Below are 18,142 nucleotides of genomic sequence, written 5' to 3'. Positions count from 1 at the left end.
GATGAACAAAATGACTAGTTTTTCAATGAAAAACGTGGCGGCGCTTTTTATTATTATGCTGCTGGTATTTGCGGGCGGCATTTTCGCCACGACTAAACTGAAGGTGGAAAGCATGCCGGATATTTCGTTTCCGATCGTGGTCGTTTCCACCCAGTACACGGCACCGCCGAAAGATGTGCTCGATCAGATTACAAAGCCGCTGGAGAAAGCGGTCGCGGGATTTGACGGCATCAAAAACATATCGTCTACGTCGAGCGATAATTATTCGCAAATTACGATCGAACTCGAACAGAACATCAAGCCTAAGGATGCCAAGCAGGATCTGGAGGCGCTGGTTTCGAACGTTAAGCTGCCGCAGCAGGCTGAGAAGCCTAAGGTGCTGACGGAAGGATTCTCATCCCAGCCGGTTTATTACTTGGCGGTATACGGCAACGACGGGATGAACCAGGCGGAGCTCGATAAAATTTACAAAGACACGATTCTACCGGGCTTTAACACGATCAAAGGCATTGACCATGTCGACTCCGTCGGCAACCAGGAAGCGACTCTTTCCATTAAGCTTAATGAGAACACGATCAACAGCTATGGATTGACGCCGACGGATGTCTCGAACAGCATCCGGGCCGCCTTGTCGGCAAGTCCTGCAGGAACGGTTGAATTCAACGGCACGACCCAGATGGTGCGGGTGACGGGCCAGATCGACACGATTTACAGCCTTGACAACCTGACGCTGACAACGCCGAAAGGCAGTGTGCTCCAGCTTAAGGATCTCGGCAAAATCGAAGCCATCAGCGAATCCCAGTTTATCACCCGTCTGGACGGCAAACCGGCTATCGGCGTGCAGCTGTACAAAACGAAGTCGGCCAACGCGGTAAACTTCGCGGACGAAGCCGACGCTTTGATGGCAAACTGGGAGAAAACCCTGCCGGGCGTGAAATTCAAATCGGTTTACAATTCGGCGGTGGAAATCAAAAAGTCGATCCACGGCATGGTGCAGGAAGGCGGTATGGGCGCCCTGCTTGCCTCGGTTATGATTTTGCTCTTCCTCAGAAATATTCGGATGACCCTCATCGTTTTGGTCTCCATTCCATTATCCATTCTAATTACGCTCTTGATGATGGTGCCGCTTAATATTTCACTCAATATCATGACACTCGGCGGTATGGCTATTGCGGTCGGACGCGTCGTGGATGATAGTATCGTTGTCATCGAAAATATTTACAGCCAGCTTCAGAAAGCCCAGGAACGCGGAGAATCCGTCATCAAGCTGGCGACCGCTCAAGTAGCCTCGGCGATTACCTCTTCGACGATTACAACCGTCGGCGTATTCGGTCCGATTGCATTCGTAAGCGGAGTTATCGGCGAAGTGTTCCGTCCATTCGCCCTTACGCTGGTCGTTGCGCTTCTATCCTCGCTTCTCGTGGCGCTAACCGTCATTCCGATGCTGGCGAAACTACTGGTGCTGAAAAGCAAAAAACTCGGCAATCACGACGAGAATCACGTCGGCAAATTTGCGCTTGTTTACAAAAGAGCATTGGAGTGGTCCCTGAACAACCGGATCAAGACACTTTTGTTCTCCGGAATTCTCTTCATTGCCTCGCTGGTGTTGATCATACCGCAGCTTGCCGTATCGTACATGCCGGAGGATCAGTCGGCCCGGCAGATGATTTTCCAGATTAAGATGCCGAACGACACATCGATCGAGACGATGGATGAAAAGTCCAAGCAGCTCGAGCAGATGATGAGGGAAGCGAAAGACGCTTCGGGAAATCCGCAGTTTACATACAATGAGTCAATGGTGGGCTACGCATTCAGCAGCGATGTATCGCCGTACCGGACGATGATGTTTACCGAAGCGAACGAAAACAGCAACGCCGAGCAGGTCTTCAAAGCTTACAAAGAGAAAATCTTATATGAACTTCCCAAAGGCTCCGAGGTCGACGGTTCACTGATTGCCGCGGGCGCCGGCGGAAGCAGCACGGATTTCTCTTATTCCCTGAAAGGCGACGACATGATGTATCTGAAGCAGGCGGCCGCCCAGGTTAAAGAGAAAATGAAAGAATTCCCCGATCTGTACGAAGTCAAGGACAGCCTTAGCGATTCCAAGACGGAAGTCGAAGTCACGGTCGACCAGAACAAAGCGCGTTTGTACGGACTAAGCTCCGCCCAGGTGCTTGAAATGGTTAACTCTTGGATCGGAGTCAGCAAACTCGGTGACTTGAAGTTTGATAACGTTACTTATGAGACCAAAGTGGAGCTTGATCCCCAGTATAAAAATTCGGTGAATAAAATCGGCACGTTCCTGCTGAAAACACCGACGGGTCAGACGGTTCAACTGAATGAAATCGCCAAGATCACGCAGATTGATGCACCTACAGCCATCACCCGTGAAAATCAGACGCAAACGCTGAAAGTAACGGCCAAGATCAAAAGTGCGGATAAAGGCGGAGTCAGCGGCAAGGTGGCTGCAGCATTGAATGCGGTGGAGCTTCCTTCCGGCGTAAGCCGTGAGGTCAAAGGGGTATCCGACGATATCGCTTCCGGGTTCTCGGAAATGTTCGCTGCCATGGGCGCGTCCATCTTTATCGTCTATCTGGTCATGGTTCTCGCATTCGGGAACGCCAGCGCTCCTTTTGCCATTCTGTTCTCGCTGCCGCTGGCGGTTATCGGCGGATTGTTCGGCCTCCTGGTTACGGGAGAATCGCTCAATATTACTTCTCTCATCGGATTCCTGATGCTGATCGGAATCGTCGTGACGAACGCGATCGTTCTGATCGACCGGGTACAGCAGCTGCGGGATCAGGGAGTCGGGGTCAGGGAATCCCTTATTAGCGCGGGGTTGACTCGTCTTCGTCCCATCATTATGACCGCGGGAGCGACTGTGTTTGCGCTTATGCCGCTTGCGCTCGGTATGTCCAAGGGGACCATTATTTCCAAAGGATTGGCGGTCGTCGTTATCGGCGGGCTTGTCACTTCTACAGTACTTACGCTAGTTGTCGTACCTATCATTTATGAATTGATTGAATCCTTTAAACGCAGAAGTTCGAACGCGTTCCACCGTAAATCAAAGAAAAATAAGGTGGATACGGTCCCTGCGGCAAAATCCTGAGTCAAGCAAAGAGAAGAGGAGAGTACAACTGATGAAACGTCCTTTAGCTACGATCGTAAAGCAGAGCACGAAACTGGTAGGCATTGTCGCCCTTACTACGGCTTTGGCCGTCGGCTGTTCGAACAAACCGCTGGCTGGTCCGCAGGACACTACACAGGGCCAGGAATCTCAGATTAAGAACGTAAAAACCGTCAAGGTGACGAAAGAAAAAATATCGGATCCGCTTGAGCAGGTTGCCAATGTCATCTCTTCCGTTCAATTGGAAGTTATTTCGAAAACCGGAGGAGACGTCCAGCAGGTCTACAAAAAGAGAGGCGACATGGTCAAAAAAGGAGAGCTTCTTTTCCGGATTGACCGTTCCGATCTGCAGCTGCAGAAGGAACAGGGACAGCTCGGCATCAAGAGCGCCCAGGCCCAATTGAAGCAGGCTAAGGAAGAGCTGGCCAACGCGAAGACCGATCTCGATAACAATATTGTAAAGGCCGAGCAGGGAATCCGGGATGCCGAGAAGAACTTTAATAAAATACGTAACGATTACGATGAAGGCACCGTAACGAAGATTCAGCTGGAGCAGGAGGAAACAAAGCTCAACAGCCTCAAGCTTGATCTGAGCACCCTGAAGCAGAAGCGCAAAACGCTGGACAACACAGATTCGCTAGCCGCTGCTCAAGTAGCAATCGAAACGTCAGGTTTGTCTGTCAAGAAAGCGGATCGCGATCTGGAAAATACGGAAGTAAAAGCACCCGTGAGCGGGGTTCTAACGGACTTCCCGGTTGAAGCGGGGATGACGGTCGGGCAAGGATTTAAAGCCGGAGTCATCCAGCAGCTGAATCCGATTCTGATCAAAGCCGATTTGACGGAAGAAGCCGTTAGTCTGGTGCGCGACAAGAAAGAGCTGAATTTCTATGTGCCGGGCACGACGGAATTGACCAAAGCGCCGATTAAGTATATTTCGGATGTGCTGGATTCAGAGACGAAAGCTTACACACTGGAGCTGGAAGTTCCCAACGCCGACCAAAAGCTGAAGCCCGGACAGAAAGTTCAGCTTCAGCTGACCGATGAGGCGGAGCAGACGGTGGCGGCTATTCCGACGCTTAGTATCGTGCGGGAAGGCAGCGAATCTTTTGTCTTCGTCCTGAACGGGGATACCGTCGAGAAACGTAAAATCCAGCTCGGCCGTTTGAAGGAAACGATGCAGGAAGTGATTTCCGGCGTAAGCGAAAACGAGCAGATCGTCATTTCCGGTCAGCATCAGTTGAAAGATAAAGAAAAAGTTACGACAGCAGCCGCAGCTAACTAACAAAGGTACACATGGAGGAGAATATCGTGAAGAGCCAATGGAAAACTACCGTATCGTCCGTCTTTCTTTCTGCCGCTCTGCTCGCAAGCGCCGTTCCGGCACTTGCGGCAGAAGCGGGAAAACCAGCACCCGCACAAGCATCGGCTTCAGCGCCGATGGCTTATAAATTAACGAACGATCTGCAAGTGGAGATGAAAAGTGTCTTAAACGAAAAAACTGCGGACGGAACTCGTCTGGGGGCCGTTGTCCGCATGAAAAACACCAGTTCGAAAGTTGTACGCGTACCCGAGTACGAAGTGCGCATGAAAACGAAAGACGGCGTGGAATTCCGCTTGCAGGCAAGTCTGGGAAGCCCCCGCTCCATTCAGCCCAAATCCCAGGTTGAGCTCAGCTACCTGGCGACGGTTGACAGCGGAGAAGGCGTAGAACTCAGCGAGCTTCGCTGGGTTGACATCGATGTTTACGTGTATCCGAAAAAAGAAACGCTCCAGCTCAGCGTCCCTGTGGGCGATCTTGTATGGAACGGAACGGAAACGTCCGAAATTCCTTCCGCTTCCGTGAAGAAATGGGGAGAAGCCTTCACCATTCCTACCTTGCAAACGCCGCTGGAATTCAAAACAACGAATATCAGCCGCGATACGGTCGGCACGAAAACGAACTCGGTCGTTCAGGTGCTTGTGACGAATCCGTCTTCCAAGCGCCAGACCCTTCCGAATATCGCCCTGGAAGGCAAAAGCGGCCTGCAGACGTATGACAGCAACCGAGCTGAATCCTCGCTTGCTCTTGAGCCAGGCGAGAAGAAATATATTCACTTTGTCATTCCTACGGAACTGAATACCGAGCTGGAAGCTCTGAATGTGGTCACCGCGGAGAAATATATTGACGCGCAGGAAAAGCCGGTTACGTACAATGTAGGCCGCGTTCATATCATGCTGCCGGCTAAGCAGGCCGATGCCCTGCCGGTTCAGGGAGTTTATGCTTTCGGTACCGCCATGAAGATGGATCCGCTCAACGAGCTGGTTCACCCGAATATGGATGTTTCCCTCGTGGAGCTTCATATGCAGCAAAATGACGAGGACGGTTTTAATACCGCTATTGCCAAGTTTAAGCTGACGAACAAATCCGGCGGGCCGCTTAACGTTCCCGCTTTTGCGACTGATCTCGTCAGCAGTGACGGTTACACTTATAACGGCAACAGACAGGGGACGACAACTCTGCGCGTGCTTCCTAACGCGTCCTACGTCGTAACTTATTCTTACGTTGTTCCGGCTTCCGAGACGGGAGAAGGACTGAAGCTTGCCTTGTATGAAACTCACGGAGCATCCGCTGCTGCAGGAGCACAGGCTTCCGGCGATAAGTCGGAAGACAAGAAGGCGCAAGAGACGAAGGTAAGTGCGGCGGAAGCCGGAGCTTCGTATAAATCTCTTCTGACCGCCTACAGCGTGAAACTTCAACCGCAGCCGGAGTCGAAGGATGAGCTCAAGCTGTATCCTTTGACCGTGAAAGTGAACAATTGGGAAATTTCGGCGATGTTTAACCAACAGCAGAACTACAATTACCGCCTAAAACTTTTATTGGATATCGAACAGGAGAAAGACGTAATTCTTGACCGTACGTTCTCCCAGCTGCAATTTGATATGTATGATAACGGCGGTACTCTTATCAATTCGGTCAAAAGCCCGTTTGTAGGGGAAAATAGACTGCAAAAAGGCTCGAATGTCATTAATTTTAATGCGGATTCCATGCAGTTGGATTTCCCTGTCACCGTCAAAGTCTATGAATCCTTCGTCAATGATAAAGGCGAGACGGCGAAGCGTCTTCTGACTACGTTTAAACAGTAGTCGAAAGCTCGGCAACTGCTTCGACAGAGCCGTTTGAGTCATGGCGGCTCTTTCCGCCGCACATAACCTAAAAAAGGCCTTCCGGTTAACCCGGAAGGCCTTTTCTAATGAAGCGTTCGTTACCCCTGGAGCGGGAATGACCGGATTACGGACCATTCGCCGTTTTCCTGTTTTCCGAGCAGGTGAATGCTGTCCACCTGGAAGGAAAAATCCACCGGCGTGTTTTTTACACTGGCCAGTACGTCATGCAGCTCATCGGCTCCCAGTTTCTGTCCGATGGTCAGATGGGGATGATAGCTGTAAGCCTTTTCTGTATCCACGAGAGGACCCGTACAAAGCTTGTCGTGAAGATCGATGACCGGTTCCACTTGTTCCAGTGCCAGATAGATGACGTTGTTAACCGGAAAATAAGAACTGAATCGGTTGAACGTAAGCTGGAACGGAGACACGGTCCCGCTCAGATCTTCCAAATGACTGACGGCAGCCTGAAGCTGCTCTTCGGTCCATTCTTCTTTTTCACGAACCGTAAGGTGGGGCGAAATCACCCTATAATAAGGATCGAACCTTTTTCTATAGCTGTTGGCAAATTCCTTAATCTCTGCGGATGGAAGAATGGCGATACCGTACATCATAATGGAATCCCTCCCTAAATTATGGTCGACTAGTTCTTATTATACCGTGTTTGTATCCCGCTCACAATTTCATTTTAAGACGAATCATGTCCGCGGGCGCCTACACCCGAAAATATGTGAAGTCATATACTGAACATATCGTGAAAGTTTAAGGGGAGAAGACCGTGAAACGACAGGTTCACAGCCGGGAAATTAAAAAGGTCGTTATGCAAAGGCTGGCAGACCGGGGAGCGAGTCTCGAAGACATCGCAGAGATCGTGTACGCCATGCAGGCGCCCTATCATCCCGGTTTATCGATGGATACGTGCATGCAGTCCATTCAGGCCGTATTGGGCAAAAGAGAGCTTCAGCACGCGATTCTGGTGGGAACCGAGCTGGATATGCTGGCTGAGCAGAAAAAGCTCACAGAACCGCTTCAATCCATTCTGGAAACGGATGAGAGTTTATTCGGGTGTGACGAAACACTTGCGATCGGTTCCGTTTTCGGCTACGGCAGCATTGCCATCACGACATTCGGCTACCTGGACAAGGAAAAGACCGGATTGATCAAACGGCTGGATACAAAGACCGGGGGCGCCGTGCATACCTTTCTGGACGATCTTGTAGCCGCCATAGCCTCGGCCGCGTCAGGGAGAATCGCCCATAAAAGCAGGGACGAAATAGAACGGAATGTTTCCGATGAAGATAACGAATACGTGTAAATTGCGCACTTCGCTGCTTTTTTATGAAAAATTTCGCTGACGGGGTTGGCCTACAAATAAGCGAATGCCTTTTTGGATATGCTATTTCTAGGCCAATAACATCATCAACGGAGTGAGGACCATGCAGTGGGTATATTGGGTAAAGCTGTACGATAGTAAGTTTCAAGCAGGTGTCCTTGCCAAGCGGATGGAGGAAGACTGGTGGATTTACGGCTATGAATGTCCGTCCGAAGTCGAAGTTTTCAAATCCAGAAAAGGACGTTTCGGTGTCCGTTACTCGGTTTATTAAAAAAGGGTTGACTTAAACGTACTTTGTATTGTATATTTATTTTTGTCGCTATACGGCATTGCTTGTTACTGACGCGGGGTGGAGCAGCCCGGTAGCTCGTCGGGCTCATAACCCGAAGGCCGCAGGTTCAAATCCTGCCCCCGCAATTAATCAAATTTTTTTTGCCTGTTTTTAGCCATACATAACATATCCGGGCCCTTAGCTCAGTTGGTTAGAGCGGTCGGCTCATAACCGATTGGTCGGGGGTTCGAGTCCCTCAGGGCCCATTATAAGCCGGAGTGGCGGAATTGGCAGACGCACAGGACTTAAAATCCTGCGGTAGGTGACTATCGTACCGGTTCGAGTCCGGTCTTCGGCATCTTGGCAACAACGACGAAATGAACAGAAAACTCCCTTCTTTCACTTATGCACACCGCAGAATGAGACTAGGGAGTTTTTTGTAGTTATTTTTTTCCTGTTAAGAAATGCCTGTATAACGGGTAAGGGTATAGTAAAACCAATAAACGGGGAGGCGTTACTATGGCGATACCGTTTGAGATCGTAATGGATCAGAGCAATGTCATTCGCGGAGATTTTTATCCGGCGTCTTCTATAGCGAGGGGCATTCTCATTGTCTCGCACGGCTTTAAGGGATTTAAGAACTGGGGAATGTTCCCTTACGCGGCTGCGAAACTGGCCCAGGACGTGGATGTCATTACGTTTGATTTTACACATAACGGAGTGGGAGAAGACGGACAGTCATTCAGTGAACTGGAGAAGTTTGCGAAGAACACGTACAGCCGTGAATTGGACGACTTGTCGACCCTGATCTCCGTCCTCACGGACGAGTGGGACTTTAAAAACAAGCTGCTGAAATCGGATCGTCAGAAGCCCGTTGTATTTTATCCTCATCACAGCAGGGGGATCAATCTTTCGAACGAGGAACATCAGCATAGGGGCTCCGCTAACCCGGTTAATAAACTTCCGGTCTTTTTGCTCGGTCACAGCCGCGGGGCGGGCGTAAGTCTGATCTACGCGCTGGATCATCCTACGGAGATTGCGGGAGTTATCAGCTGGAACGGAATCACGCAGGTGGATATTTTCGACGAGGCCGGCAAGGAGCAGCTGCGCAGCGAAGGACGCACTTATATCGCTAACGCGAGAACTAAGCAGCAGATGCCGCTCGATAAGGTCATCCTGGACGATCTGGAGGCCCGCAAGGAGGAATTCAATATCCTGGAACGGATGCGGGGAGCCGTGTTCCCGGTTGTGCTCATACAGGGCGAGGAAGACCATGCCAATCTGAGGGCAGGCTCCGAGAAACTTGTAGAGAACCAGCCGAAAGTCCAGTGGATTCAAATTCCCGGCGCCAATCATTCGTTCAATACGGTTCATCCGTTTGCGGGTACTTCCGGGGAGCTGGAGCAGGCCATCGAACATACGCTGCAATTTTTGAAAAGCAGAGTGGTACCGACGGAGTAAGAAATACGGGCCCCGGCAGGGGCCTTTTTAATTCGGCGATAGGGTGGAGCAACTTTGTAAATGTTTTATAAAAAAGTGTTGACAGTGCCGATAATCCTTGGTATTATACTACTTGTCACTAAGACAACTGAAGATTTTACAAACACGACTTGATAGCTCAGCTGGGAGAGCACCATCTTGACAGGGTGGGGGTCGTCGGTTCGAGCCCGGCTCAGGTCATACAAGAAAAACCCTTACTCTGTAAGGGTTTTTCGCCTTTTATGGGGAGTTTGAAAAGAGCAATTTGTGGATAAAAGATCCTGATCCCGAAGTTTGATGTGTGTATTTTACCTATTAACGCGTAGGATACATCCTAACCAAAAACCGGTTGAGCTTCTTCAATTCCTCATTAGGACCTCTATCGAGGAACAGGACCTTGTCCTTGATAACTGTTCAGGAAGAGGATCGACTGATTTTTTAAATGACGGACATTCTGAATATTGAGGAACATGGGATGACAGACTGAGTTTCCTCAGTCCAACGTATCAAAGACGGCATTCATAAAATATGCGACCTCTAGATCTGCCTCAGCAGCATCAAAACCAACAAACATTAAAAAGTTTTTGTACCGATTATAAATATCCGGATCATTGTCAGTACGATGTTGCGGGCGATCATAGGTCAAAAAATTATTAGTCATATTACTATACATGATTATCACCTCCGGTTTTATTATATAAAACAGAATTTGGCATGTATAGCTAATTTAAGGAATTTTGGACAGGCCAGAAATATATGGGAGGGTCATTTCATGCAGCTAAGGCAGTGAAAGAAATTTATATAAACAAGCTAGTGTTTAGAAATTGGTTTGGGGGAACGAATGCAGATGTAATTGGTGAAGGGGGTCGTCGGTTCGAGCCCGGCGCAGGTTATACAGGAAAAACCCTTACTCAGTAAGGGTTTTTCGCCGTTTATAGGGATTTTGAAAAGAGAACAAGATCAAACCCAAAATGTCTAGGCGGCATTTAGGAATACATGTTGGGTTTGTTTTTAAAAGTAAAGTTCAAATCGATCTGTTATTGTCTGATTACCAAAATATCACGAGGAGGGTTACCGGTACTTTGAATCTGTTGAATTTGCGAATTAGTAAGGTTGCGCCCTACTAAAATCAAGGAAGACGTTATATTATTGAAGTTGAAGTTTCCTAGATTTGCTACACTTTGACTTCCTCGAAACACGCGAAAAGATCCTTGGAAATTAATGCGTGAAAACAAAACCAATGTCACAGAATCCGTGGTTGAAACATTTCTTAGACGGAAACTGGAAAGAACGTTATCAAAACGAAAGGCTCCCAAATCCCGAATCGCTACACCTCCACGTCTAAGAACAATCCGCCGATTTGTAAAATTATTGCCGGAGAAAAGCTGGAGTCTTACATCTTGATTTGCCAATTCTATCACCCTTTCTTTTGAGATGATATATCCTATGATTGTTTGCGAGGATAAGTGCGGGCGAGTATGAAGGCAAAGTCATCATTTCTTGAAATCAGATATGTATATAGAAAGGTCCGTTTGAAAAGGCGGGGACCAATAAGACTTCTCGGCAAAGAAGTTTCTCCACGGCTAATGAAAAACTAGGAGGAAAATGTCGCGCTTAACGATGTAATCGAATCGCAGGCGCTTGAGATGGCTGACGTAAGGAGCAGAGGGATTGTGCAACAGTTCCCAACATTTTTTATGTCGTAGTCATTGTTGATCAGCCATCAAGGTATAACAACGAATAAACGAGGGCTTGAAATTATGTAAAGCAGGCAATATGAAATGTAAATCGCTAGCCACTATCGTTTCATAGAGTTTTGCGATACTTTTGACATACAAAAAGAAGCAATTGTTAGGGATAGATTATTGTGACAAGCTGGTTTAAGCTGAAAACAGCGATACGACTGGTTATTTAGCATTCGGGAAAGACCGCGAAAGTTTAAATTGTCATCTTGCCAGGGTGGATGGGGCAGGTTTGAGCCCTGCTCAGGCCATTTAAGAAAAAATCCTTACTTTATAAGGGGGTTTCGCCTTTAAACGTAGGATAAACAGCTTGTAAGACCTGCAAGAATCGAGAGTTTGAAAGCGGGGCACCGGAATGGGGAGGATAATGTTTTCACGGCTGGCAGGCAATCTCCTGCTGGTCATACATGCAGGTATGCTCTTGGTTCATGGTTCTGAACCGACCGGCAATCTGGCCTCGATCTCGGGTCCGGAAAAGCTGTTTATGACGCCGCTGACCGTCGTGCTTGCTCTTTTATCGCTTAGACTGGCGGTAGAGAAATAGGCGGCCAAGAAGCGGTCTGATTTATAAAGAGAAGGGAAGACAGAGGATGGAACGCTGGGAATATCAGACGCTGAAATTTTTTACAAAAGGTTTTTTTGTGGGCGGGAAATTGGACCTTGACGAGTTTGATCAAGATTTGAACGAAATGGGGGCCCAAGGCTGGGAACTGATTTCCTGCTTTGACACAAGCCAGCATCAAGGATCTTCCAAAGAAGTGATCTGTGTATTTAAAAGAAAGCTATTTTAATTTGAACCTCATAGGCGTATCCTAAAAAGCCCTCCAGCCGCTTGAGAAACGGTTTTGGAGGGCTTTTTAACAAAATGGGAAGGCATTCGACTGCTCGGTCAATTAACGCTTATCTGCGGGTTTCTCAGAGGAAGGATCGGCCGGATGGTCGCCGGAAAGGTTGTCCATAATCTCCTCGACAACATCGCTCACGGGATCGGTTGCGGCTTTGTCCTCACGGTCCGGAGGGGTATTGATGCCGCCCGCTGTATTGGAAGTTTCATTATAGATGCCGACATCCTCGTTCGATCGCTTTTCCATGTAGGAAAACTCCCTTCGAAATAAAGTGAATGTACGCTTCGATGTGACAAACCGGGGAACCGGTTTCGTCTCTTTAAGTTAACCGTTCCGGAGCTAATTTAAACCGCTTTGAATTAATTGTCTAAATATTCAGATAATTTTGTTGCAATAAGCGGAAGGCTGTTTTATAATGAAAACAGAAGGAAGAACAAGAGAAAGGGTGAAAAATTATGATAATGGTAGTCTGGTTCGCCGTAATCGTCTTTATTGTCCTTAGATTGGTCACTAGCGTTTATGATCCGCCGAAGAAGCGCAAAAACAAGCATCATTCTTCCGATTCCGGAAGCAGCGGTTACACGGATTCCGGCTGGAGCTTCTGGGGGGGCGGTTCCGATTGTGACAGCGGAAGCGGAGGAGGCAGCGATTGTTCCGGAGGCGGAGACGGGGGAGGCGGCGGTGGCGATTGAAGCGCACCGAACGCTTTTTTTAATGTTCACGGACGTTTAACCGGAAAATTAAATAGCTCATGAAGGAATCCCGCTCGAAGACGAAGCGGCTTTTTTGCGTTGCGGAAAAATAACAAAGAAAATCAGGAGGAAAACTTGCTTCGGCCTTTGTTTTGTCCCAAAATAAGGACAGAAAGAAGGTTGTCATACCGAGAGGAGCAGAAAAGATGGCGGTTACAAAATTGGAGCATGTAGGTGTAATGGTTACCGATATGGAAAAGTCGATTTCGTTTTACGAATCCGTCGTAGGATTGAAACTGAAAGATACCGTGACCAATGGGGCGATGAAGCTGGCGTTTCTTGGGTTCGATGCCAAAGGCGAAACGGAAGTCGAGTTGATCGAAGGATACGGCGGAACCTTAACGGAAGAGGGCCGGGTCCATCATCTGGCTTTTACGGTTGACGACATCGAAGCGGAATTGGAGCGGATCCGGAAGACGGCTGTCGTGATGATCGATACGGAAATTACAACGCTGCCGAACGGATCGCGTTATTTCTTTTTTCACGGGCCGGACGGCGAATGGGTGGAATTTTTTCAGAGCACGAGAGCTTAGCCTTCCCGGATTTTTCTGATTCGTTACGGTCGTTTAAAAAAATCCGGGCGTTGACCGGATGTTGACAGCGTTTTTATTCCGCGTTATGCTACAAGAAAGTTAATAACTGTGACGGAGACTATGGAGATTCATACGAAGCATCGGATTTTGCAATCCGGTTGGTTTGTCGTGGATCTCTTTTTTTGCGGCCTTCGGCCAGAGGTCTCTGCAGATTTGCGAAATGATACGGCCCAGGGCCGACAAAGGCTGTTCAGACAGCAGGTAGGGAGGAGCGGACTTATGTCGTCTTATATTATGTCCATCGATCAGGGGACCACCAGTTCCCGGGCGATTCTGTTTAATCACGAAGGTCAAATCGTCCATACCGCCCAGCAGGAGTTTCCCCAGTATTTCCCGCAGCCGGGATGGGTTGAGCATAACGCCAACGAAATTTGGGCTTCGGTTCTGGCCGTCGTCGCCACCTGTTTAATTGAATCCGGAATAAAGCCGGAGCAGGTGGCGGGCATCGGCATCACCAACCAACGCGAAACCGCCGTCGTCTGGGATAAAAGAACGGGCGAGCCCGTGTATAATGCCATCGTCTGGCAGTCCAGACAAACCCAGCAAATTTGCGACGAGCTTAAGCAGCTGGGACTGGAGGAGAAGTTCCGCGATAAAACGGGACTCCTGCTGGACGCTTATTTTTCCGGAACCAAGGTAAAATGGATTCTCGATCATGTGGAAGGTGCCAGGGAGAAGGCGGAGCGCGGGGAGCTTCTTTTCGGTACCGTCGATACGTGGCTCATCTGGCGGCTGACGGTCGGGGAAGCCCACGTAACGGATTATACCAACGCATCGCGGACTCTGATGTTCAACATCCACGAGCTGCGCTGGGACGAAGAATTGCTGGAGCTGCTGACGATTCCGGCTGGCATGCTGCCCGAAGTCCGCTCCTCATCCGAAGTATACGCCTATACGAGCGAATCTCATTTCTTCGGCGCGAAAGTGCCGGTGTCTGGCGTCGCGGGAGACCAGCAGGCGGCTTTGTTCGGGCAGGCTTGTTTTGACAAAGGCATGGCTAAAAATACATACGGCACGGGCTGCTTTATGCTGATGAATACCGGAGAGCAAGCCGTGACATCCAGCCACGGGCTGCTGACAACAATTGCCTGGGGATTGGACGGCAAGGTCCAATATGCCCTCGAAGGGAGCATCTTCGTTGCCGGCTCGGCCATCCAGTGGCTCCGTGACGGGCTGCGGATGATCAAGTCAGCCAAAGACACCGAAACGTATGCGGCCCGCGTAGAATCGACGGACGGCGTTTACGTGGTCCCTGCTTTTGTGGGGCTGGGAACTCCCTACTGGGACAGCGACGTGAAGGGAGCCGTTTTCGGGCTGACGCGCGGCACGACCAAGGAGCATTTTATCCGGGCGACTCTGGAAGCGCTCGCCTACCAGACGAAGGATGTGCTCGCGGCGATGGAGGCGGACGCCCATACGAAGCTGAAGAAGCTGCGCGTGGACGGCGGGGCCGTGTCCAACGACTTCCTGCTTCAGTTTCAGAGCGACATGCTGGGCGTGCCGGTCGAGAGGCCGCTTATCAATGAAACGACCGCGCTCGGAGCCGCTTATCTGGCGGGCCTGGCCGTCGGGTACTGGAAAGATTGCGCCGAAATCGCCGCGCAGTGGTCGGTCGGCGGCACATTTGAACCGGGCATGCCGACGGAACGCAGCGGACAGCTGTACAGCGGGTGGCAGAAAGCGGTGCGTGCCGCCATGGCTTTTAAATAACTCCACGTCTTTCGTTATTTTATTTCTTACAATAGGTCCTCCGGAGGTTGCGCCTGAGCAGCCGGCACCGGAGAGACCTATTTGTGCTGCCTCTAAACAGCGGGCGGGCTTCCGCAGCAAGGACGAATTTCCTATTTTTTACCAGAAAAGTTTGATCCGGGAGACAATCCGGGTAAGAAAAAAGGAAACTGCCGCGTTTAGGCAGCGACATGTTGGCATATCCTAAATTATCGGACCAGGAGGTTTCATAATGCGAAAACCAATTCTGTCCCTGCTGCTTTCTGCGGCCGCCGTAGTGGCGATCACGGGCTGCGGCAGCGGCAACAACAAAAGCGCGGGCCCGAACTCCACCATTACTCCGGAGGCATTACCTACCGCCGCAACGGCGCCTTCCGCTTCGCCAGGCGCAGCACCGTCCACTTCGCCGTCGTCCTCGTCCGGAGTCGAGATTGAGCTTAAGGACGGGCAAGGGAGCGTGGTCGGAACGGCAAAGTTTACCCAAGAAAACAAAGGGGTCCGCGTCCAGGTTCAGGCTACGAAACTTGCTCCGGGAGAACACGGCATCCATGTTCATGAAAGCGGCGTATGCGCCGGACCGGATTTCAAGACGGCAGGGGGACATTTCAACCCCAACTCCAAAATGCACGGGACGGAAAATCCCCAGGGTCCTCACGTGGGAGACCTGCCGAATCTGAAAGCAGAGGCAAACGGAGAAGCCAAGCTGGATACGGTATCGGAAGCTTTTACTCTGGAGAAGGACAAGCCGAATTCGTTGTTGAAGCAGGGAGGAACATCGCTGGTCATCCATGAAAAGCAGGATGATATGAAGTCCGATCCGGCCGGAAATTCGGGTAACCGCATCGCATGCGGCACGATATCCGAAGGCAAATAGGCGATTAAGCTGGATGGAGGCAAGCAAGCATGATCAAGACCCAGGAACTCAAGCAGCAGATGGACGATCTGTCCAAGCAGAACGATATGCTTCTTGTGGAATTTGAACAATTAAAAAAAATGATTATGAACGGCGGATCTCAAAACTCCGGCGATAGCTCGGGCGGTTCGGGCGGCGACCAGCAGGAATCGGGCCAAAGTACGGACGACGGGCAGCAACAAAGTCAGCAGCAAGACCAGAATCAAAACCAGAATCAAGATCAGGGGGGAGCCGGAGGCAGCCAGTCCTCCAGACGCAGCGCTTCTTCCGGTAAAAGGCACCAGTCCCAAGACGGCCAAAGCCAGCAGGATTCTTCGTCAGGCAGCGGAAATCAGCAAGCCCAAGGCTTTTCCCAACAGCAAAACGGGAATTCCGGCAGCAGCGGAAGCTCTGCCGCCGTATCGGAAATGGCGGACGATCTTTATGTCATTAAAAACATGGTCGAGCAGCTCGAAAGAAAGACGTCCCAATACGTATCCGAGCAGACGAACCAGTCTTTGACGGAGAAAGATGTCGTTAATCTGATCTTGTATCTGATGAACGGCATGATCGACTGGACCAGTGAATTTGTGGGAAAAAGCCAGTCCTCATCGGGTTCGTCGGGACCGGTGCAATAGCGTGAAAGCCGTGAGAACGGCTTTTTTTCTTGCCTGAAAACAGGGAGATCCATTGATTCATTCTTTAGAGAATTCGACAAGATACACTTATTTACAGTTCTCGGAAGTCCATATAAAGTAATGATAGTGTTGTTTACTCACAGGGGCTAGACCCGCAAGAACCGGACGATTAGAGAGGATGAGCAGGGAGTATGAGAAACATCGATATTCGAGTCATGAGCAAGCAGCTTGGATTTGGTACCGAATCCTTGGAGTCTTGGCTGGCCAAAGAGCGGCAGCAGGAACCGGAAAAACAGCCGGCTTACCGTATGGAAAGCCTTCGTCCTTGTTACGAGAACAGACCTTCGGATGAGTTTGTCTCTCTTTCCGTTTAACACGGATGTCAGCAGGATTCGGACCTCAACCTTCCTACTCTACCACCTTCCTTCCTACACACTCCCCCCGTCTTAGTACATATTCGACTCCATGCAAAAAAACCTCTCCGGACAGGAGAGGCCGCGAACATCTTCATCCCGCAGCTTGCGCTAAACGGGTGCCTGGAACATTTGCTTGGCACAGTATTCGATAATGTCACTGCGGCGCACAATTCCGATGAAATTACCTGCGTCATCCACGACCGGTACAAAGTTCTGCACCTTGGCAAGATCAATGAGATCTTCCATGTTCGCATGAATGTGTACCGGTTTATTTCTCATCCGGAGGGGAACCTCCTCCAAAGTATGCCTGTGGGCGTTATCGAAGGTAATGCCCGGAGAATTTCTCAAAAACCAGAGCAGATCGCCCTCGGTTACCGTCCCCATATATTTCCCGTCCTCTGTAAGGATGGGAACCGCCGTATAGCGGTGATATTCCATTCTTTCCAGGGTTTGTCTTAGTGTGGCATCAATCGTCGTTGTGATCACTTCAAGTTTGGGCAAAAGAAAAAAGGCAATATTCATGAATAATACTCCTTTGCGTAAAAAGCGCAATTTATCATTTCTCACGATCTATTATACTATATCGGGGAGTCAGAAACGAATCCGCAGAAGGGGAAAGTTTGGAGAAACACCGGATGACCCGAGAAGAAAAACCGGCCGGATACGGGGATGTTTCGTCTGGACAAGGATGCGCGGATAAGCTATGATATCTCGTATCGTTTGGACGAAAGGGGAACAATGGCAGATGGAAATTATCCGGGTTACGACGGACGAACAGCTTAAAGAATGCTTGAGCGTCCGCAAAGAAGTCTTCGTTGATGAGCAGAACGTGCCGCTGGAACTTGAAATAGACGAGCTGGACGCGTCTCACCAAAGCGGTCATCATTTTCTGATCCGAGAAGGGGGGATGGCGATCGCGGCTGCCAGGTGGAAGCCTTTTGAAGAAAACCGGGCGAAACTGCAGCGCATCGCCGTCCTCAAGGCGAACCGGGGAACCGGCCTGGGATCCGTACTCGTGGAAGCGATGGAAGCCCATGCCAAAGAACTCGGCTATAAGGGAGCGGTTCTGGATGCGCAGTGCCAAGCCGAGCCTTTTTACAAAAAAATCGGGTACGAAACGATCCCGGGGGAACCGTTCGACGACGCCGGTATCCCTCACGTAAGAATGGTCAAATCTTTATAAGC

Annotated in this window: 20 protein-coding genes and 4 tRNA genes; 20 read left to right on the top strand and 4 right to left on the bottom strand. The window is 49.9% G+C overall.

Translation table 11 applies throughout. From position 1 onward, the window contains the following. The first annotated feature begins 1 nt into the window (after position 1). From AC58P5_RS06610 to AC58P5_RS06600, 3 genes are read left to right on the top strand one after another with little or no spacing between them, the layout of a single operon-like run. Complete coding sequence (locus AC58P5_RS06610; RefSeq protein WP_497385306.1) at positions 2 to 3,109, top strand: efflux RND transporter permease subunit; 3,108 nt, start codon at positions 2 to 4, stop codon at positions 3,107 to 3,109. A gap of 31 nt (positions 3,110 to 3,140) precedes the next feature. Continuing rightward, positions 3,141 to 4,409, top strand: coding sequence for an efflux RND transporter periplasmic adaptor subunit (locus AC58P5_RS06605; RefSeq protein ID WP_497385305.1), 1,269 nt, complete (start codon positions 3,141 to 3,143; stop codon positions 4,407 to 4,409). 26 nt (positions 4,410 to 4,435) lie between these two features. Then, positions 4,436 to 6,250 carry a hypothetical protein gene (locus tag AC58P5_RS06600; RefSeq protein WP_497385304.1) on the top strand — a complete coding sequence of 605 codons (1,815 nt, stop codon included), beginning with the start codon at positions 4,436 to 4,438 and terminating at the stop codon, positions 6,248 to 6,250. Positions 6,251 to 6,369: 119 nt separating this feature from the next. Here the strand turns inward: AC58P5_RS06600 and AC58P5_RS06595 are convergent, their stop codons facing one another. Beyond that, entirely contained in the window at positions 6,370 to 6,882 is a 513-nt protein-coding gene (locus AC58P5_RS06595; RefSeq protein WP_497385302.1) for a 2'-5' RNA ligase family protein, read from the bottom strand. Between the two features lie 164 nt (positions 6,883 to 7,046). Here AC58P5_RS06595 and AC58P5_RS06590 point away from each other — a divergent pair, with 164 nt between their 5' ends. From AC58P5_RS06590 to AC58P5_RS06555, 8 genes are all read left to right on the top strand, one after another. Beyond that, positions 7,047 to 7,583: a phosphatidylglycerophosphatase A family protein gene (locus AC58P5_RS06590; protein WP_497385300.1), complete on the top strand. Its 537-nt coding sequence runs from the start codon at positions 7,047 to 7,049 to the stop codon at positions 7,581 to 7,583. A gap of 121 nt (positions 7,584 to 7,704) precedes the next feature. Beyond that, the gene (locus tag AC58P5_RS06585; RefSeq protein ID WP_497385299.1) at positions 7,705 to 7,872 is read left to right on the top strand and encodes a hypothetical protein; all 168 of its coding nucleotides are present in this window, start codon (positions 7,705 to 7,707) and stop codon (positions 7,870 to 7,872) included. 72 nt (positions 7,873 to 7,944) lie between these two features. Continuing rightward, positions 7,945 to 8,018: transfer RNA gene (locus AC58P5_RS06580), tRNA-Met, on the top strand. Between the two features lie 46 nt (positions 8,019 to 8,064). Beyond that, positions 8,065 to 8,138, top strand: a tRNA-Ile gene (locus AC58P5_RS06575). Between the two features lie 6 nt (positions 8,139 to 8,144). After that, positions 8,145 to 8,230 (top strand) — tRNA-Leu (locus tag AC58P5_RS06570). A gap of 161 nt (positions 8,231 to 8,391) precedes the next feature. Beyond that, on the top strand, positions 8,392 to 9,333 hold the full coding sequence (locus AC58P5_RS06565; RefSeq protein ID WP_497385298.1) for an alpha/beta hydrolase: 942 nt from the start codon (positions 8,392 to 8,394) through the stop codon (positions 9,331 to 9,333). A gap of 146 nt (positions 9,334 to 9,479) precedes the next feature. Beyond that, positions 9,480 to 9,552, top strand: a tRNA-Val gene (locus tag AC58P5_RS06560). A gap of 96 nt (positions 9,553 to 9,648) precedes the next feature. Next, positions 9,649 to 9,816 carry a DNA methyltransferase gene (locus tag AC58P5_RS06555; RefSeq protein WP_497386039.1) on the top strand — a complete coding sequence of 56 codons (168 nt, stop codon included), beginning with the start codon at positions 9,649 to 9,651 and terminating at the stop codon, positions 9,814 to 9,816. Between the two features lie 28 nt (positions 9,817 to 9,844). Here the strand turns inward: AC58P5_RS06555 and AC58P5_RS06550 are convergent, their stop codons facing one another. Then, the gene (locus tag AC58P5_RS06550) at positions 9,845 to 10,024 is read right to left on the bottom strand and encodes a hypothetical protein (RefSeq protein ID WP_497385297.1); all 180 of its coding nucleotides are present in this window, start codon (positions 10,022 to 10,024) and stop codon (positions 9,845 to 9,847) included. Positions 10,025 to 11,448: 1,424 nt separating this feature from the next. Here AC58P5_RS06550 and AC58P5_RS06545 point away from each other — a divergent pair. After that, positions 11,449 to 11,637, top strand: a complete 189-nt coding sequence (locus tag AC58P5_RS06545; RefSeq protein WP_497385296.1) for a hypothetical protein — start codon at positions 11,449 to 11,451, stop codon at positions 11,635 to 11,637. Positions 11,638 to 11,683: 46 nt separating this feature from the next. Next, the gene (locus tag AC58P5_RS06540) at positions 11,684 to 11,884 is read left to right on the top strand and encodes a DUF4177 domain-containing protein (RefSeq protein ID WP_042232542.1); all 201 of its coding nucleotides are present in this window, start codon (positions 11,684 to 11,686) and stop codon (positions 11,882 to 11,884) included. Positions 11,885 to 11,986: 102 nt separating this feature from the next. Here AC58P5_RS06540 and AC58P5_RS06535 read toward each other — a convergent pair whose 3' ends face one another. Beyond that, on the bottom strand, positions 11,987 to 12,184 hold the full coding sequence (locus tag AC58P5_RS06535) for a hypothetical protein (RefSeq protein ID WP_497385295.1): 198 nt from the start codon (positions 12,182 to 12,184) through the stop codon (positions 11,987 to 11,989). A gap of 209 nt (positions 12,185 to 12,393) precedes the next feature. Between AC58P5_RS06535 and AC58P5_RS06530 the strand changes: the two genes are divergently transcribed. The 6 genes from AC58P5_RS06530 (at position 12,394) to AC58P5_RS06505 (ending at position 16,915) form a co-directional block, all read left to right on the top strand. Further along, positions 12,394 to 12,630, top strand: coding sequence for a hypothetical protein (locus AC58P5_RS06530; protein ID WP_497385294.1), 237 nt, complete (start codon positions 12,394 to 12,396; stop codon positions 12,628 to 12,630). A gap of 206 nt (positions 12,631 to 12,836) precedes the next feature. Then, positions 12,837 to 13,223, top strand: a complete 387-nt coding sequence (locus tag AC58P5_RS06525) for a VOC family protein (protein WP_497385292.1) — start codon at positions 12,837 to 12,839, stop codon at positions 13,221 to 13,223. 279 nt (positions 13,224 to 13,502) lie between these two features. Further along, on the top strand, positions 13,503 to 14,993 hold the full coding sequence (gene glpK / locus AC58P5_RS06520; protein ID WP_497385291.1) for a glycerol kinase GlpK: 1,491 nt from the start codon (positions 13,503 to 13,505) through the stop codon (positions 14,991 to 14,993). 250 nt (positions 14,994 to 15,243) lie between these two features. Next, a complete protein-coding gene (locus tag AC58P5_RS06515; protein ID WP_497385290.1) occupies positions 15,244 to 15,885 on the top strand; it encodes a superoxide dismutase family protein in 642 nt (213 codons plus the stop codon). Between the two features lie 29 nt (positions 15,886 to 15,914). After that, positions 15,915 to 16,541 (top strand): hypothetical protein, encoded by a 627-nt coding sequence (locus AC58P5_RS06510; RefSeq protein ID WP_497385289.1) that lies wholly within the window; start codon positions 15,915 to 15,917, stop codon positions 16,539 to 16,541. A gap of 191 nt (positions 16,542 to 16,732) precedes the next feature. Continuing rightward, the gene (locus tag AC58P5_RS06505; RefSeq protein ID WP_497385288.1) at positions 16,733 to 16,915 is read left to right on the top strand and encodes a hypothetical protein; all 183 of its coding nucleotides are present in this window, start codon (positions 16,733 to 16,735) and stop codon (positions 16,913 to 16,915) included. Between the two features lie 150 nt (positions 16,916 to 17,065). Here AC58P5_RS06505 and AC58P5_RS06500 read toward each other — a convergent pair whose 3' ends face one another. Next, complete coding sequence (locus AC58P5_RS06500) at positions 17,066 to 17,479, bottom strand: CBS domain-containing protein (RefSeq protein WP_497385287.1); 414 nt, start codon at positions 17,477 to 17,479, stop codon at positions 17,066 to 17,068. 181 nt (positions 17,480 to 17,660) lie between these two features. On the opposite strand from AC58P5_RS06500, the gene AC58P5_RS06495 reads away from it, so the two are divergent. After that, positions 17,661 to 18,140, top strand: a complete 480-nt coding sequence (locus AC58P5_RS06495) for a GNAT family N-acetyltransferase (protein WP_497385286.1) — start codon at positions 17,661 to 17,663, stop codon at positions 18,138 to 18,140. The last annotated feature ends 2 nt before the right edge of the window (positions 18,141 to 18,142 follow it).

The sequence above is a fragment of the Paenibacillus sp. JT31N7 genome (assembly GCF_059692095.1).
Note: the sequence above shows the minus strand (reverse complement) of the source record. Positions and strands in the feature narration are given on the sequence as shown.